This is a genomic window from Clostridioides sp. LIBA-6622, from assembly GCF_056716095.1.
Window position 1 is genome coordinate 607,948 of sequence record NZ_CP196998.1, and the last position, 17,473, is coordinate 625,420.

General features: G+C 28.3%; 9 protein-coding genes and 1 pseudogene. 6 read left to right on the forward strand and 4 right to left on the reverse strand.

What is annotated here, in order from left to right:
- Window positions 1–32: 32 nt before the first annotated feature.
- Window positions 33–2,117, reverse strand: coding sequence for an EAL domain-containing protein (locus tag ACTG47_RS03110; RefSeq protein ID WP_479926064.1), 2,085 nt, complete (start codon window positions 2,115–2,117; stop codon window positions 33–35).
- A 921-nt stretch (window positions 2,118–3,038) separates the two neighbouring features.
- Here ACTG47_RS03110 and ACTG47_RS03115 point away from each other — a divergent pair.
- The 6 genes and pseudogenes from ACTG47_RS03115 (at window position 3,039) to ACTG47_RS03140 (ending at window position 13,260) form a co-directional block, all read left to right on the forward strand.
- Window positions 3,039–4,481, forward strand: coding sequence for a GntR family transcriptional regulator (locus tag ACTG47_RS03115; protein ID WP_479926065.1), 1,443 nt, complete (start codon window positions 3,039–3,041; stop codon window positions 4,479–4,481).
- A gap of 26 nt (window positions 4,482–4,507) precedes the next feature.
- A pseudogene (locus ACTG47_RS03120) lies at window positions 4,508–4,615 on the forward strand (IS1595 family transposase); the annotation flags it as partial.
- A gap of 37 nt (window positions 4,616–4,652) precedes the next feature.
- Complete coding sequence (locus tag ACTG47_RS03125) at window positions 4,653–4,802, forward strand: DUF4177 domain-containing protein (protein WP_479926066.1); 150 nt, start codon at window positions 4,653–4,655, stop codon at window positions 4,800–4,802.
- Window positions 4,803–5,353: 551 nt separating this feature from the next.
- Window positions 5,354–5,509: a hypothetical protein gene (locus ACTG47_RS03130; protein ID WP_479926067.1), complete on the forward strand. Its 156-nt coding sequence runs from the start codon at window positions 5,354–5,356 to the stop codon at window positions 5,507–5,509.
- A 30-nt stretch (window positions 5,510–5,539) separates the two neighbouring features.
- A complete protein-coding gene (locus ACTG47_RS03135; RefSeq protein WP_479926068.1) occupies window positions 5,540–8,035 on the forward strand; it encodes an ATP-binding protein in 2,496 nt (831 codons plus the stop codon).
- 14 nt (window positions 8,036–8,049) lie between these two features.
- Complete coding sequence (locus ACTG47_RS03140; protein WP_479926069.1) at window positions 8,050–13,260, forward strand: GTPase domain-containing protein; 5,211 nt, start codon at window positions 8,050–8,052, stop codon at window positions 13,258–13,260.
- A 126-nt stretch (window positions 13,261–13,386) separates the two neighbouring features.
- Here ACTG47_RS03140 and ACTG47_RS03145 read toward each other — a convergent pair whose 3' ends face one another.
- The 3 genes from ACTG47_RS03145 to ACTG47_RS03155 all read right to left on the reverse strand — a co-directional run bounded on the left by ACTG47_RS03145 (window position 13,387) and on the right by ACTG47_RS03155 (window position 17,164).
- A complete protein-coding gene (locus tag ACTG47_RS03145) occupies window positions 13,387–15,486 on the reverse strand; it encodes a heavy metal translocating P-type ATPase (protein WP_479926070.1) in 2,100 nt (699 codons plus the stop codon).
- A 42-nt stretch (window positions 15,487–15,528) separates the two neighbouring features.
- Window positions 15,529–15,924, reverse strand: a complete 396-nt coding sequence (locus ACTG47_RS03150; protein WP_479926071.1) for a DUF6110 family protein — start codon at window positions 15,922–15,924, stop codon at window positions 15,529–15,531.
- A 595-nt stretch (window positions 15,925–16,519) separates the two neighbouring features.
- Window positions 16,520–17,164 carry a nitroreductase family protein gene (locus tag ACTG47_RS03155; protein ID WP_479926072.1) on the reverse strand — a complete coding sequence of 215 codons (645 nt, stop codon included), beginning with the start codon at window positions 17,162–17,164 and terminating at the stop codon, window positions 16,520–16,522.
- Between the last annotated feature and the right edge of the window lie 309 nt (window positions 17,165–17,473).

The following is a 17,473-nucleotide window of genomic DNA, read 5'->3' on the forward strand; positions in this document are numbered from 1 at the left end:
TATATCACTTAGAATAAATAACTTTGTACTGATTAGTTAGAGGATTTCTGAAATAATTGCTTTTCAAAATCTTCTATTGGTAAAGGTCTAGAAAAGATATAGCCCTGTAACATATCACATTTTATTTCTTGTAAAAAGTCTTTTTGAAAACTAGTTTCTATTCCTTCAGCTACAGTAGTCATTTTTAGTTTCTTAGCTAATTCAATTATAGAGATAATTATATCTCTTTCACGCTCAGAATCTAGGCGTTCTGATTTAAAGAATGCGCCATCTAATTTTATAGTATCAACATAAATATCCTTAAGCATGTTAATTGAGGAATAACCACTTCCAAAATCATCAATAGAGCATTTAAAGCCATATTTATGGATTTCATTTATTATTTCACTAAATACCTTAATATCTTCAAATATAATTGTTTCTGTAATCTCAATTTCTATAAGATTAGGTGGAATATCATATTTGTTAGCTATTTCTTTATATGAATTAATAAAGTTTTTGAATGAAAAATGATAGCGAGACATATTTACTGAAATATTTATAGTATTTAATCCACAATCAATCCATCTTCTTAAGGTTTTGCAGACTTCTTCAAAAACGTATAAATCTAACTGTACAATAAAGCCATTCTTTTCAAATAATGGAATGAATTCATTAGGAGGGATTATTTTCCCAACCGGAAGAATCCATCTAACTAGAGCTTCTGCACCACATATCGTTTGATTAGATAATTCCAATTTTGGTTGTAAATAAACTTGAAATTCTCTCTTTTTAAGTGCTTCATACATTCTATTTTCTATACTTTTCTCTAGTATAAGTTTTTCCTTAGCTGTTTTGTTATAAAAATTACAAATACATAAACCATGATTTTCTATATTTTTAGTTGATTTACAAGCTACATTTGCTCTATCTTGGATATTTGTTATATCTAAAGAAGTGTCATGAATTACATAGGCACCAGCAGTAAAATAAAGCATGTATTTATAATCAGCATTGTCATTGAATCTATTTATATATTTAACTATTGAGTTTAGTCTAGAGGTTATGTCTTCTTGATTATTTTTAAAAAGAAGAATAAAATTATCAGCAAATATTCTAGTTACAAGCTCACCTTCATGCAAGTGCTCGTTTATGCAATTATAGATATATTTTAAAAGTTTATCTCCAGCTATATTTCCTGCTGAATCATTTATTAATTTAAATTTTTGCATGTTTAACCATATAAGAGTATATGTATCAGATGGTGACTGTTCAATAACTTCTTTTACTGTTATGTTAAATTTAGTACGGTTCATACCTCCAGTAATTGGGTCAATAAAAGCTAATTCCTTTAATTCCTTATTATTTTTTTCAATAGTCTCATTTTGTTTTACTAATTTTGTGACATCTGAATAGATTAAAAGATATATAGGTTTATCATCTTCCCAATCTATACATTCAGCTACAACTTGCATGTGAACGATGTCTCCATTGATAGTTTGTGGAGAAATCGAAAAACAAACATATTTTCCATTTCTAAAATCACTATGGTGTTTATACACTTCACTAAGATAGCTTTCTGAATCCATATCTTTTAATAGGAAATTTACATTATCTTTAAAAATATCAAAATATTTTTGGTTAGCATCAAGAAGTTGGAAACCAAAATCAGTGACCTTAAACTTAGCAATGAGACCAGGAAAATTTTTGTAAGTTGCAGTTTGTTCTATTTTAATCATCATTTGTTCTGTAATATCAATCATAACGGAATATGAAATAGGGCATCCATCAATAATTTCTCCTGTTAAAAATCCAAATAACTTTATCCATAATTTTTTTCCATTACGATGCTTCATACGGCAAACATAGTCATATTTTTTTGCTCCATTAGAAAATTTATTTTCCACATAATCTACAAGTGAATTCCAATCTTCTGGATTATCTTTGTAAAAAAGGTCACATTGATTATGAAATAGAGTTTCATATTCCTCTTTTGTGTAACCAAACATTTCATAATAGCGGTCATTAGCCCAAACAACAGTAAAGTGTTCATCTAATTGGTGTCTACTAACACTTACATCTAACGCATTCATTAATAAACTATATTCAATATTTGCAAAATCTTCATGTTTTGACATTATTAGGACTCCTTTATAGCATATATTTCATAGAATATCTAAATTACCTAACTTAAATTGGATTTATTTTTAGGCTTATTTTATACATTAAAGAATTCGATTTTGATATTAAAGTTTCAATATCAAATATACCATATCATTCAATTAATTCATAACTGGTAGAAAGGGTATAAGTGTATTCATTAATGTTACTTAAGTGTCACCTAGTTTTGATAATTCGTTATTGATATTAAGTACCATTTTTTCTATTTCTATACAACTTGTTTTAGAATTTCTAATTTAGGGTGTTCTTTTTCTAAATAAATATCTTTTTCAATGGAATATACATGATTGATGAATATAGGTATTAAGGGTAGCAATATGTTACATCTGATTATAAAGTAGGAAGTTAGAGAATTTGTGGGTGAAAATGTAATCAGTATACTATCAAACAGTATATATTCTAAAGTAAATCAAATAAACTTTAAAAACAGACTGAATTCAATTTGATTTTGAGTTATTATATAAATGTGTTCTTTTATTTTATCTATAGAATAGCATAAGATAAAATCTAAATTAAGTAGATTTAACATATCTACATTTTTGTTGTATATAATTGTGTTATATATAGTTTAAAAAGTATCTCTATTTTGTATTATTATTGTAATGTTAAACATTTTATTATTTAAAATGAGTAAAATACCTTATTTTTAAACATACAAAATAATAAAAAATGTATATCAATTAAATTTTTTTATTATTAAAAATTATATTAATTAATTTATAAAATGATATATTGATTTGTTACATTATGTTGATAACGTTCTGTTTTATTGAATTATAACATCGCAAAACTTAGACCATCTATATTAATGGTCTATATCAATTATAGATTATGAATAAAAAATAAGCAACTATTTTAATTTATTGAAGAGGGAAAATATGAAGAAAAAACCACAATATTTAATTGTATTTGAAGATATAATTAAACAAATTTACACAGGTAGAATTACTGTTGGTGACAAGCTTGATTCTATTAATAAGTTGTCCAAAGAGTATATGGTATCAAAAAATACTATAAAAACAGTAATAAAAATGCTGTCAGAAAAGGGCTTTATAGAAACCAAAGCTGGGTCTAGAGCAACTGTAATATACAATGTAAGTACACAACAATCAATTGAATCTGAATTATCATATGAGAAAATTTTGCAAATGTCAGATATATATCAGATTTTCAGTTTGATATTTCCTTCTATTGCAGTTAATAATGTTAAGCAATTTACATCTAAAGACTTTCAAGAATTAAATTATATTATCAATCATATGGAAGAGAATAGTTCTGACCATTTTATAATTAGAAAACAGAGGATAAAATATATAAACAAACTAATAAGCAAAACAAATAATTCTCTGATTCAATATTTCTGCGACATTATTCAATACGATGTTATGATTTCACCAATGGATTATAGTATAAATAATTTGGAGAACTGCTATGCAACTTTTTTTAATAGTAAGTATATAGAGCAGGTAAGACAAAGTTATTTATATGGGTTAAATGGAGATTTTCTTGAACTTAAGAAGTTATTGACTTACATGTATGAAAGTTGTAGAGAATTAACACTTAACATGATAAAAAAATATGTTTCAGAAGATAAGTATTCAAACAATTTTAAGTATGTATCATTAGAAAAAAGTTATTTGTATGACTTTATTGTTTCAGATATAATTTGTAAAATTTTTGAAGGAAATCTTAAAGTAGGAGACTGTCTACCATCAATTACTTCAGTAATTAATAAGTATAATGTATCTCTTCCAACAGTTAGAAGTGCATATAATGAACTAAATGAGTGTGGTATAGCTAGAACAATTAATGGAAAAGGAACTTATATAACACTTTTTTCTGAATATGCAGATGATTATATAAAGACAGAAAAAGGAGCTAAAAGATTGACACTGCTTTTAGAAGCTATGGAGTTTATTACAATTACCTTTGAAGATGTAGTATTTTTATTAGGTAGTAGAATGGATTATGTAGATATAGAGAATATAGAAGCTCATTTAAGAGATTTACAAAATAGTTATAAAGAGTGTAAGGTATATCCAGACTTTGTTTTACTTTGTAAGATAATAGACTGTACACACATTTATGTAGTACAGGAAACTTTCAGACATTTAAAACAACATACGATATTTGGAATTTATTTAGAGAGATTCTTTCATAAAAAATATAATGAGATTTTGAAAACACGCTTTGATGTATGTTTCGAGATACTTACATATTTAAAAAAAGGTGATATTAAAAATTTTGCATCAGCTTTTTCTAATGTCTTTGAAGACTCTTTTAAAAAATTGAAAAATGCTATATTTATATTAAGCCAATGATGATGGAGTAGAATAATACTTTATTAATTTATCATATTAACCATATTAATTCCCTACATAGCAACTTGAAAGTTTGAGTAAGACATTTTTATACCAAGTACATAGGTAACGGTTTGTATTGGCTTAATTGGGTAGAGAGAAACAAAAACATTTTAAGGAGGGATATTAGCAATGAAAGAATATAAGATTGTAGAAGCTAAGAAGTCTCAAGCAGAAACAATAATGAATGACATGGCAAAGCAAGGTTGGGAAGTAGTTAGTGTAACATATTGGTATTCTTGGAAAGTCTCTCTTGTGATTACTTTTTCTAAGGAAGTGTAATCATCGACACACAGGTTTAACAGAGCTAATATATTTAAGTAAGGGATATTTTCTAAAGGTAATATTTCGAAAATATCCCTTGTATAGTTTTTTGTTTATGTGTATATTTTTATTCATAGAAAATAAGTTTATTTTTCATAAATTTAAGTTTATATATGTAATAATTTGATTCCAAACAAGTATTTATAAGAAATATATTTCATTTTTAGATAAATATTTTAATATAAAAAACATTCTAAGAAATTTTTACGACATTTTATCCTAATAGAATGTCTATTTTTTTGTATTAAATTAACCTAAATTATAGAAGATTGTTTTAAAATATTGTTTCAATTTACTATTTATCCAGTTATACGTTTTGATTGACCAGTTACACAAAATATGTTGAATATTATGAAAATTGGTATTATTATATGAATAAATAAAAACATATATATAGGAGGTTTTTTATATGAGTATTTTTGTTGGTGGATGGTCAAAATTTAGAACTGTCTAGGAAGATGATTTAAAAGTATTTAATGTAATTAAGTAATATCAATAGGAGCTAAGATATGAGATTAAATATAACAAAAAAATATAACCAAATAAATGAGTTAAGTAAAATAACTGTGTTGACAAAAACTATATTCTGCAACACAGTTATTTTACTAAAAGAGAGAATTTTCCAAGCTGAAAAGTTAAAAAGTAAAATCAAACCTTTTATTTAAATCAAAATTTATAATTTAGGGGGTAAATAAATGCTAGAAAATCAAAATCAACTTTTAGATGAAATAACACTCTTATTAGATGAAGGAAAAGTAGCAATAAATAAGGCACAAGGTCAAAATTTAATTCTAGTTCTTGGAGGTACAGGTTGTGGAAAAAGTACTGCAATCAATTATCTTGCAGGATGTGTAATGAAGGAAGTAGAAGATGAAGATACTGGTACATCATATGTTGAATGTTTAGACCCTGTAGCAGAGATTGGTTCAGGAGCTGTATCACAAACTCTATATCCCAATATTGTAGATATGAGAAAACCAGTAGAAGGAATGAATGCAAAATTATGTGATACAGCAGGATTTAGTGATAATAGAGGAGTAGCCCATGATATTAGTGCAGCAGTTTCATTAGGTGAGGTATTTAAAAATTCTGCATCTATATGTGCAGTAATTGTATTAATACCAGAAGCAGACATATTAGATTCTAGACTTACAAAAGTGCTGGATTTATTCCAACAGTTAAATATGTGTCTTCATAAAGATAACTTTAAGGGAAGTATAACTTTTTTCATTTCAAAAAGCTTCTTGGGAAGAACAGAAAAACAATTATATAATATTATCAGAAAAAAATATGAACAGTTATGTGAATCTTCAGAAAGTAATATAGATGAAAAGGCTTGGTTATTTGAAGAATTGCTAAAAGATAATGGAAAGAATATTCATCTTTGTAAGCCTCTTGTACCCGATGAGAGGGAAATTTTATTAAAAAAAGCACTAGAGTTAGATGAAGTTAAAGATAAGACATCAGCATTCCAGTATCCAATTAGTGCAGATGCAAGACTAGTTTTAGATACATTAATAAAAGAGATTCAAAGTAGTATAGTATCTAGTTTAGAAGATTATGTTAAGGCATATACAGAAGACTTTATCAATGTTATTGAAAGAATAACAATGATTCAAGAAATATCAACATATGATAGAGTCGTGGGTGGATTTAAAAATTGGTTGGAAAGTACATCAAGTCTTACTATAGACAAATTTATTAATGTATTATCTAAAGAGAGTGGATTATTCTTGAAAGATAATTGTATGAAATTACAAAATAAGATAAAGGGAAATTTAGATATAATTGATGCTTTAAGTAAATATACAGAAAATGGAACTGGAGAAATTCTATTACCTTCTGTACATATGGAATCTATTATAGAAAAAGTAAGCAAAAAAATAATGGAACAAAACTTCTCTATAATAAGAAAGAACTTAGAAAAAGTCTTAGTTTCTTATGAAGTACAAAAACAGATATTTACATTAAAAAATAGAGAAAAATTAATGGAAGTTGCAAATAAAAAGGACTATATGTATAGTGTAAATGATTTTGAAGAGATTTTGATGAATGTTACAACTGTACAGAGTGAAGGATTAGGAGATAGTATAACAAGATTAAATTCATATGGAGAAAAAGGAAACGAAATAATTAGAGAATTTGTAAGTAAATATATCTTAAATCCATTTATAGTAAAAACAATTGATATAAATGATAAGAAGGGTATTGAAATAAGAGCATTAATTCCAAACTTAGTAATTAGTAGTGTATTGCAATATTTCAAAAATAGAAAAGTAGATGATAATACTACTACATTTATGTTCTTTGCTAAAGAGACTATTTATATGGACGATAACCTTGGAATGGAATTTGCATCGGAGAAAAATATTATCATTTCTTGTAATAATCTTGATGTAAGCAGTAATGTAAAGATTAATGTAAGTGGAAAGAGTGGAGAACTTGTAGATAATTCTATGTATGGACAAAATGGTAAAGATGGTAGGGATTCAGGTAATATTTACCTATACATTAAGAAAGATATTATAAATTATCGTTTAACGCTAATTGCAAATGGAGGAAATGGTTCTAAAGGAACAGATGGGAAACGTGGCGATGATGGAGCAGGTGGAGCTAATGGAGCAGATGCAGGATATACAAGTTATTTTGCTGCACAAATATTTAAAGGATATTTTGCAGAAGGCACAAAAGGTAAAAAAGGTGGTAAAGGTGGAACTGGTGGAAATGCTGGAATAGGTGGAAATGCTGGTAAGAAAGGTAATATTTACTTCATTACAGATTCAGAAGAACAAAAAAATAGGATAATTAATCACTGTGATATAACAGTGAGAGATGGAGAAGCAGGTCCAAATGGTATACCAGGTTCAGGTGGATATGGAGGAAAAGGTGGTTATCACGGATATAATACACTTTCATTTTCTGCAAGTGGTATAGATAAGACTCTGTATTATACAGGATATTTTACAAGTTGGGATTATAAGACAGAGAAAGTGTTTTATTATCGTGTAGAGCTTTATGGTGGAAACTGGAGTGAAGGAAAAACAGGACCATCAAGAGAATACGCTGAATATGGAGACAGAGGAGACAATGGAGGATTTAATGCACCAAATGCTAAGACGTCAACAGCAGTTTCAAAAATACAAGAAAATCTAATTAAAGAAAAATATCAAAGCTATTGTTCTGAAATATAGAAAGGGATGGATATATGGCAAATAAACTTTATAGTGGAATCGTAAACCTTTTGGAAGAGGGAAGAGGCGAGCTTGAAAAATATAACTTAAAAGAAAAGTCAATTTTATTATTCTTAGGCGCTTCAGGTGTTGGAAAGAGTACTTGTATCAATTATTTAAAAGGTTGTGAAATGGAAGAAAAAACAGATGCAGAAACTGGACAAGTATATATCACTGCAAAAGATTCAGCAGTTGAAATTGGAAATGGTGTGTACTCTAAGACATTATGCCCAGAAGTTGTAGATATTACAAATAGAGACTTTTCATTATGCGATTGTCCAGGATTTTTTGACAACCGTGGACCAGAGTATATGATTGCAGGAGCAATGCTTGTAAGAGAAACTATCTTTACATCTTCAAAGGTGAAAGGAATGGTAGTTATTTTAGATTACCAATCTCTACTGGACTCTAGACATACACTATTAATAGAAACAGCTAAAAACTTAAAAGATATGTTTAATGATTATACAAAGTATAAAGAAAATTTTTTCTTCCTTATTAATAAAATACCTAAGTCACTCAGTGATAAAGTAACTGAAGAGAAAATAAGAAATATATTGAAGAAAGTAAAAGAAGACCTAGACAATCAAGAGAAAGATTATGATGGTTACAAGGAACTAGTATATCTATTAAATGTAATCTTATCAGACAATATATCTATCAAACTGTGTAATCCACTGGATAAAAAGCCAGAAGTATTATTAGATAAAATGAAAAATCTCCCTGCAAACTTTGAAAAGACAGATATGGGCTTGATGCTTACTGCTTCTTGTAAAATAGAAATACAAAAAGCTGTTGATGTAACATATAATGAGATAGAAAAACTTCTACCTCCTTATATACAAAGTGTAAAAAAAGGTATAGAAGACTCTATTTCCACTTTACCTTCTATAAAAAATCTAAAAGATACAGAATCACAGTTGGAGAGTATGTATACAAATTTATGTAGTAAAGTAGCTAATATTAGAGAACTTATGGAGTTTGTACAAGAACTTTTATATGGTGACGGATTACAAAAAGTGAATATATTAGAAGAAGTACGCCTTCTTTTAGAGCTAAATAGTTATTGTAGTGAAACTCATATTGTTGGCTTAAGCGAGCTGTTAAAATCATTACTAAAGAATACATTAGAAGATACATTAAGAGATATTAAATACTGGATAGTAGAAGAAGAGAATAAGAAAGAAGAGGCTAAAAAGCTTGAAGATGCAGAATATAGAAGAAATAAGATTAGAAGTTGTACATATATAAAATCATATGATAAAGAAAATATACTTTCCATGTATATACCTATACCTAAGGTGAATTTATCAGATTTGACTGAAATAATATCTGGTTATCAACTTAATATTTTATCATCTATATATATGTATGGAGATTGTGAGATAAAAGTCGATTGTAATATGGAAAAAGAAGTTTTCTCAGGTAAAAATATTGTATTATTAGCAAAAAAATTATGTATACCAGAAGGAACTCATTCAATTAATGTATCTGGTAAAGATGCAGAACCATTGATTGGGGAAGACACTATCTATAATGGAATGAATGGAAGAGATGGTAATAATGCAGGAACTTCAGGTGATATTTTATTATCTTTTAAAGAAATAGAAAAAAGGGGAGAACTTAAACTTTATGTAGATGGTGGTCAAGGTGGAAATGGGCAAGATGGAAAAATAGGAGAGACAGGAATAACTGGAGAAATTGGAGCAAATGCAAAGATAGGTTCTGAAAAAGAGTCGAAAGAATTTGCTAAAGAAAACAAGACAAAATATTTTGTTGTAAAAGCAGAAAAAGGAAAACAAGGTGGAACTGGAGGTATAGGTGGAGATGGTGGAAATGCTGGTCTTGGAAGTAAATCTGGGCAGATTTATCTTCTTGGAAAAGCATCTGTACTAAAATGTGCTATAAGTACAAAAAATGGGCATCATGGTATGGCAGGAAAAGGCGGTTCTGGAGGAAAAGGTGGCTCTGGAGGTCTTGGAGGAATTAGAGGAATATATGAAGAAACAATAAGATATATAGGGATTTCTGTTCCAATAGATGATAGTGATAGAAACTACTATTATTTTGATAGATATGTATTAGGTCACGCTTCAGACTCAACAGAGGTAGCAGATGATGGAGAGAAATTAAATGCTCTTTATGAAAATCATAAAGATTGGAAAATTAATAAACGTGAAGATTCAGGCTCAGATGGAGCAGATGGAAAAGAAGGACGTTTTGGAAATACACTAAAAGAAAAGGAATTATTAAAGCAAGAATATTCTTTATCAATTGATATATTCTTCTATGAATTCTTTGATAGATTCGGTTTTACTGGAAGTAAGGGTTATAGGAATCTTAAGCTATTATGTGCAGTAGGAATATTAGAAGCAGACATTTTAGAAATTTCGCATATTTATGAGATTTTTCATGCTGTTGAGAAAGTGGAGATGCAGTTAAATAAAGAAATACTTCAAAAGTACTTTAGATTTGAGAGTAAAAAGAAAGAGCCACTTTCTATAGATGATATGAATATAAAGAAAGAATTTTATCAAGAGGCAAAAGAAATTTATGAATATCTTATAAATAAATTGATGCAGTCTGATAAAATAGAATCTTTTATAGCAGAAAAACAGAATTTTAGTGAATGGAGTATGATTTTATTTGCACTTGAGCAAAAGACTGCATTCTATGTGCAAATGATAGAGGAAAATGAAATTGGAGGAAATCGTGTTACAGATATTCGTGCTTTAACAAATTACCTAGATAAGACTTTAAAAGAATTGGAACAAGGGCAGAAAGATAAATTGAAGGAAGGATATTTCAACACATATAAAGAAGGTATACTGACTCAAATTGAATCTGGGAATCAACAAATAGAAGTTTTAAGAAATGAACTTGAGAATAAAATGATTTCTGTTTCTGCAAAAATGAATCTATTGATTCAAGAGATTTTAAAGATAAAAGAAGATGAAAAAGAAGATATAGATAAACTAAAAGAGAAACAGAAAAAACTTGAGGAACAAATGAAAACACAGTTAATTCTTTCAGGGATACAGAGTGCGTTGAGCTTATTAACAGCATTTAGTGGCATTGGTCAAGCTTGTTTAGGGGCATTTGATAGTGCAAAATCTTTGAGTGAAAATCTTTCAGCTAAAGAAGAAGAATATAACTGGACTAACAGAATGGTTGAGTTCTCAGATTTTAAATTAAGTTCTGAGGGTATTAGTGTTGTTCTTGGAGCTCAATTGAATGATGATAGAAAGAATGTTTTAGAGAAAATGACACATAACTTAGTGGGTGTTGATGAAGGAAAAAGAGAGAAGTTTAATCAGATTAAAGATATTATAGTTAAGTCTGTAGATAATCCTGCATATGCAGAAAGAGATAGTGATATTCAAGCAGCAAAAAATGGATTAAGTGAAGATGAATATAAAGAAATCTACACAAAAATCGAGAAGAAACAAATAGGCATGCTAGAAGCAAATTATAGCAATAAACAACAAAAAGATAAATTAGCGGCACTAGAAAAGAGTAAACAAGCTGTTGAAAGACAACAAAAGACAGCTGCTATTAAAAATGCCTTAAGTATTGGTAGTTCTGCTTGTTCTCTTGTCAATACAGCAATTAGTGGTGTTAATAATTGTCTTAATGTAAAATCTGGTTTTGAAAGTAAGATAGAGGTTGTAAAAGATGCAATTAAGGATAAAGAAAATAATATTAAAAAATTGGATGAATTAAATACTCAGATGGTAGAGTTTAAAGATAAAACTTTTAAAGAATCTATTGCGCCATTTGTAGAAAAATTTGATAGTACAGTTAAAAATCAAGATATTTTCCAAAATGAGATAAGTAAGTTAAAAATGAAGGAAGTTTTAACTGAGTTAATTACAAAATTTGAAGGTCTAAAAATGGAAAACTCAGCAGAGATTTCTGGAATATTTAAAAAGGTACAAGATATGATGGAAACTCAGATTATCATTACTGATAAAATTGATAAGAAAAAAGATAACCTTGCAATGGGAGAATTAATTTATCAAATGTCGGATAGTGGTAATCAAATGAATGAATATCAGAAAAAACTTATTCATCAGATTGAATTAAATCAGGTTAGATATTTGTGTCAGCTAGAGGCAGCTGCTTTTCAATTATGGACATTCCCATTTGGAAGTAATATAGTAAATATCTTAAATAGATGCCATGTAGGGATTACAGAAGATGAAAATGAGGTTGTAAATCAAGCTAAAGAGCAGAATAGACAGATTAAAGATTTTTTAGACCAAGATACTTATCAATGGCAAAAAACAGATAATCATATTCTAAAAGTACCATTAGTAGGAAGCTTAGGTGGAAAGACTAAAGTAGGATTTGAAAATACATATTCTTTATATACTTGTAGTGAAGAAGAAGTGAAGAAACTTTTGACTGGGGAAGAAATTAACTTTGAGATTCCAGTAAATCAACACTTTGATGCTATGAAATATGTAACTATTTATGCTAATATCCCTAATCTTAGACGAAATATTTTAGATGATAGTGCAAAGGTAAATGTACATATGCGTTTATACGATAGCGGATATTTTTCACTGTATGATGATAGAAAAGACGTCTATTATCAATATGTATTTCCACAAAACTATATCGATATCACACATGGTCTTGATGTTAAGTACAATGATTCAGATTCAATAAACTCAATATGGTCTTCAGTAGAAGATAAAGGAATAGAAAAGTTTAAGAATGCAGGATTAAATTCTGGTAGAAGTCCATACTCTATGGCTAAGGTTTCTTTGAAGTCACATTTTAATAAGAAACTTTCTTATGACTTATTAACGAATGAGCAGAAGAAGAAACTAGAATCGTATTTTAATACATCTAGTAAAGGTGCATGGAGTGATAGTATAGATATATTGAAGAATCTTGGATATGTTGATTTGAAAGGTATTTTAGCAAAAAATTGGTGTGAAATCAAGAAAGAAATAGATAATGATGGAGAAATTATGAAGCATTTTTCAATATTACAAGCTGATTTATTGGAAAGAATTATTTATGAACAGACTAGTATATTGAAAGCAAATATACCTGACCTGACGATTGAATTTGTAGGATGTGGTATTTATGTAGAGTCTGAATTTAATTATCTAAAACAAAATGAGTTAAAATGTTATGAGCAGAGATTAGTTAAAAATACAGTTGAGGAATAGGCTTTAAATAGGTATGAAAAATTCTAAAAAAGCACTTTTAAATATTTTGTTTAAAAGTGCTTTTTTAATATGAATTATAAATTTTTTATATGTACATATGTTTTAAGGAGTTTTACATAATTAGGATTAATTGTAGTTATAAGAATTAGAGTCTTCTAATAAATTTGTCATACTTTTTAAACTTATTCCAACAGTAGAGGCATTGTGTAAAAAAGCAGACGTACTTGGTCTAACAAATCCGCCAACACCAAGTAAAATCAGACCTAAATTAAATCCAATAATAAACTTAGAACTTAAATCGATTCTCTTCATAAGCTTATTACTAATCTGTTTTAAAACAATTAAGTTATTTAAATTATCTGCTGATATGGTAATATCTGAAATCTCTCTTGCTATTTCTGCACCTTCACTCATTGCAATTCCGACATCTGATTCTGAAATAGCAGGGGAATCATTGATTCCATCTCCAATCATAATTACTTTGCGACCATTTAGTTTTTCATTTTTGACAAAGTTGGCTTTGTCTTCTGGTAAGACTTCTGAATAATATTCATCAACGCCAATTTTACTTGCTATAGATTTTGCTGTTTTCTCACTATCTCCGGTCATCATCACAATCTTTTTAATTCCGTATTCTCTCAAATTTGAAATTACATATTTTGCTTCTTCTCTTAGAGGGTCATTGATGCAAATAACTGCTGATAATTTGCCCGATATTGCCAAAAATAGGTGTGAATATTCATCTGATAGATTATTGTACTTATCCTCTTCGCCATCTGGAATAGTACATTTCTCATCTTCAAATACAAAATGTTTACTACCTATTATAACTTTTTTATTATCAACTTTTGTTGAAATACCATGTGCAATAATGTATTCTACCTCTGTATGCATCTCTTTGTGACTAAGCCCTTGTTTTTCAGCTTCATAGACTACTGCATTTGCTATAGAGTGTGGGAAGTGCTCTTCTAAGCAAGCTGCAAGTCTTAACATTTCTTTCTCATTATAATCTTGGAATGTAATTATATCTGAAACAGTTGGTTGAGCTTTTGTTAGTGTACCTGTCTTATCAAATACAATAGTATCTGCACATGCAACACCTTCAAGAAATTTTCCACCTTTTACAGTAATGTTGTGATTGTTACATTCTCTCATGGCTGACAGTACAGAAATAGGGATGGAAAGTTTTAATGCACATGAGAAATCTACCATCAATATAGAGAGTGCTTTTGTAGGATTTCTAGTAATTGCATAGGTTAATATGCTTCCTAAAAAACTGTATGGAACCAATGTATCTGCTAGATGTTCAAATTTACTTTCTACAGAAGATTTTAATTTTTCGGATTCCTCAATCATGGTTACTATTTTTTGAAATCTAGTAGTGCCAGCTTTTTCTTTGACACACATAACAATATTTCCTTGCTCTATTACAGTTCCAGCATATATGTAGGAGCCTTCTCTTTTATTGACTGCAAGAGATTCACCTGTAAGTGATGCTTGATTAACCATTGCTTCTCCTGACACTATAACCCCATCAAGTGGAATCATATTTCCCATGTTTACACTGACCAAGTCGTCTTCTTTTATTTCTGAAATTGGAACTAGTATTTCAGTATCATCTTTTTTTAACCATACTTTTTCAATGTTCAATGACATACTTTGAGCTAAATCGTCTATAGATTTTTTTCTAGTCCATTCTTCTAGTAATTCGCCTATACCAAGAAGAAACATGACTGACCCAGCTGTATTGACATCTTTTCTAAAAATAGAAATACCTATAGCAGTGGCATCTAAAACAGAAATTTCTATTTTTTTATTTAGTAGAGAAGAGATACCTTTTTTAAAATATTTTATAGAGTGAAATCCTATTAGAAAAAATCTTAAGGATTTTGGAAAAAATATTTTAGATACACTTTTAACTAGTAGTTTGTTTACTAATTTGTCTCTATAATAATTATTTAATTCTCTGCTAGTATGTTCAGGGACTAGACTTTCTATTTCGCTATTATTAAAACTAAACTTAGTGATTTCTTTTATTATGTAATTTCTTTCTCCATTGTAATAAACAACCGCATCACCAGTTCTATCATAAACTTTTGCTTTAGTAATACCATTTATAGAAGTTAAATAATATAAGAGAGTATCTGATTGCTTATTGTTTAATTTACCAAGTTGTAAATCAAAGCGTATACGACCTCTTATTTCATGTTTTATATAAAAATTCAATTTACTTCCTCCTGATACTATTAATCATAATAATCGTTAAATTTATTCTGCTGTGCAAGTACTATTTTTTTCTTCAGTATCATTTTCTTTGATTTCTTCACATTTAACGCTATTAGAATTAGTATCTTCTACAGTTTTAATGGCTTCAGCCTTAGTATCTTCTTGTTCACATTTAGAAACTTCTTGTATAGCGTTTGCCTTAGATGTTGATGATTCTTCCAGCTCATTGATTTCTTTTGCTTCTGCTAAAATATCTTCTACGTTTTCTTGAATTTTAGTAGTTGTTTCAAGTACAGAATCTTTAACTTTTAATGCTCCTGCTGTTGCACGAGTGCAAGTTTTTTTTGCACAGTCGCTTGAAAGTATTTTAACACCTAAAGTACCAAAAAGTACTCCTCCTAAAAATATCCCTGTTTTTTTCATTTTTAAAATATTCATTTTACCTTATCCTTTCGTTTAGTTAGATTTTATTTATATTTATGTATAGAGTAATAAATGTCAGGAGTAGAGTATGTCTTACAAAAACTATTTATAGAGTGTGTAAGCTTTATATGAGCTATATCAGTAAATTTGTATATTTTACAAAAGTAGTTTACACGATTGAAATAGCTCTTATGTAGCTGATGAAATTTTTCTATATTGACTTTATTTTTGTTTTATATTTTAGAAAATTCTTAATATTCATTTCAAAAACTAAAAATTAATAATAATTATTATTAATAGATTTATAAAGTCATATGACATTTATTACCATTTATGAAATTAAGTATAGCACGAGCGAGTGGTATTTTCAACAGCAAATGATAATTTATATCAATTATTTTGGCTGATTTATGGAGTAATATAGTAGGAGTGCTTAAGGTATTGAGATTAAGAAGTTTTATATAGTAAAATTTTATAATTAGTTATATGGGTGTTAGTATATGTTTTGGAGGTGCAATCGTCAAAAAGCTAGAGATGTATATTTCAATTCTCTAGCTTCTTATTTATTTTCTGTACATGATGCTGGGATAGCACCATGCTGGAATTTTTATTATAACCATTTTATTGATGGATGAGGAACAGCTCTACCTTCCTTAATTACAGATGTTGTAGAGAAACCAATTGCACAGGCATCAAATCCATATTCACCTGTTGGTACTCCTAAAATATCACAGAAATCTTTATTATTACTTAATCTTCCTATTACACTAACAAGTTCAAGACCTAATCCTAAAGCAGTTGATTTAAGCCACATATTTTGCATTACATGAGATAATGACTTTTGTTCTATAGCTGGTATTCCACGACGTTCTGCTACAATAATAAGGTAAGGTGATGTCCCCACCCCAAGAACCCCCTTTTTAACTTGCATCTTTAATGAAGCAACGAAGGATTGTAGAGTAATGTTGTTTTCAGCCTCCTTCTCAAGGGCTGATATTTGAGTTTTAATAACATCAGCAAGAATAGTTTTTATTTTATCCATTTGTAAACTGTTGTTTGAAATAACAAAGAAATGTCTGAAATCTGTTTGTTTTGCTACTGCAAGTATTGCATAAGGTGCAAGTCTTCCAGTTTCAATTATTTCTTCAATCAATTCTTTTGAGGGTACTTCATTTGTAAAACTTCTTACAGATCTTCGAGTTCTTAATAGCATATCTAAAACTTCATTAACATTGTTTTTGTCTAAATTGTTCATTTTTGTCCTCCATTAATCAATTCATTTACCAAAATTATTAAATTTATATCCACTTCACAACTTTATCGATATTTGATATTTTTCTTTCATCAATATTGTTCTTAGGATATTCTATAATGTTATCCATTAAAGGCAAATTTTTAGTTTATGTTAAACATATCCTTCAAATTAATTCAATACTTTTTATGAACACATTGTTGATTAATAATCTATATGTATATTATAATAGTTATATTGTTTTATACAATAAACAATAATATTTAAACTGTTAAGTAATGAACATTTGCTAGAGAATTGTTAATTAAAATT

Bases quoted from the DNA above. Each gene is read 5' to 3' on its own strand.
- ACTG47_RS03155 (WP_479926072.1), bottom strand. From the start codon at position 17,164: ATGAACAATTTAGACAAAAACAATGTTAATGAAGTTTTAGATATGCTA.
- ACTG47_RS03130 (WP_479926067.1), top strand. From the start codon at position 5,354: ATGAGATTAAATATAACAAAAAAATATAACCAAATAAATGAGTTAAGT.
- ACTG47_RS03150 (WP_479926071.1), bottom strand. From the start codon at position 15,924: ATGAATATTTTAAAAATGAAAAAAACAGGGATATTTTTAGGAGGAGTA.
- ACTG47_RS03140 (WP_479926069.1), top strand. From the start codon at position 8,050: ATGGCAAATAAACTTTATAGTGGAATCGTAAACCTTTTGGAAGAGGGA.
- ACTG47_RS03115 (WP_479926065.1), top strand. From the start codon at position 3,039: ATGAAGAAAAAACCACAATATTTAATTGTATTTGAAGATATAATTAAA.
- ACTG47_RS03125 (WP_479926066.1), top strand. From the start codon at position 4,653: ATGAAAGAATATAAGATTGTAGAAGCTAAGAAGTCTCAAGCAGAAACA.
- ACTG47_RS03110 (WP_479926064.1), bottom strand. From the start codon at position 2,117: ATGTCAAAACATGAAGATTTTGCAAATATTGAATATAGTTTATTAATG.
- ACTG47_RS03135 (WP_479926068.1), top strand. From the start codon at position 5,540: ATGCTAGAAAATCAAAATCAACTTTTAGATGAAATAACACTCTTATTA.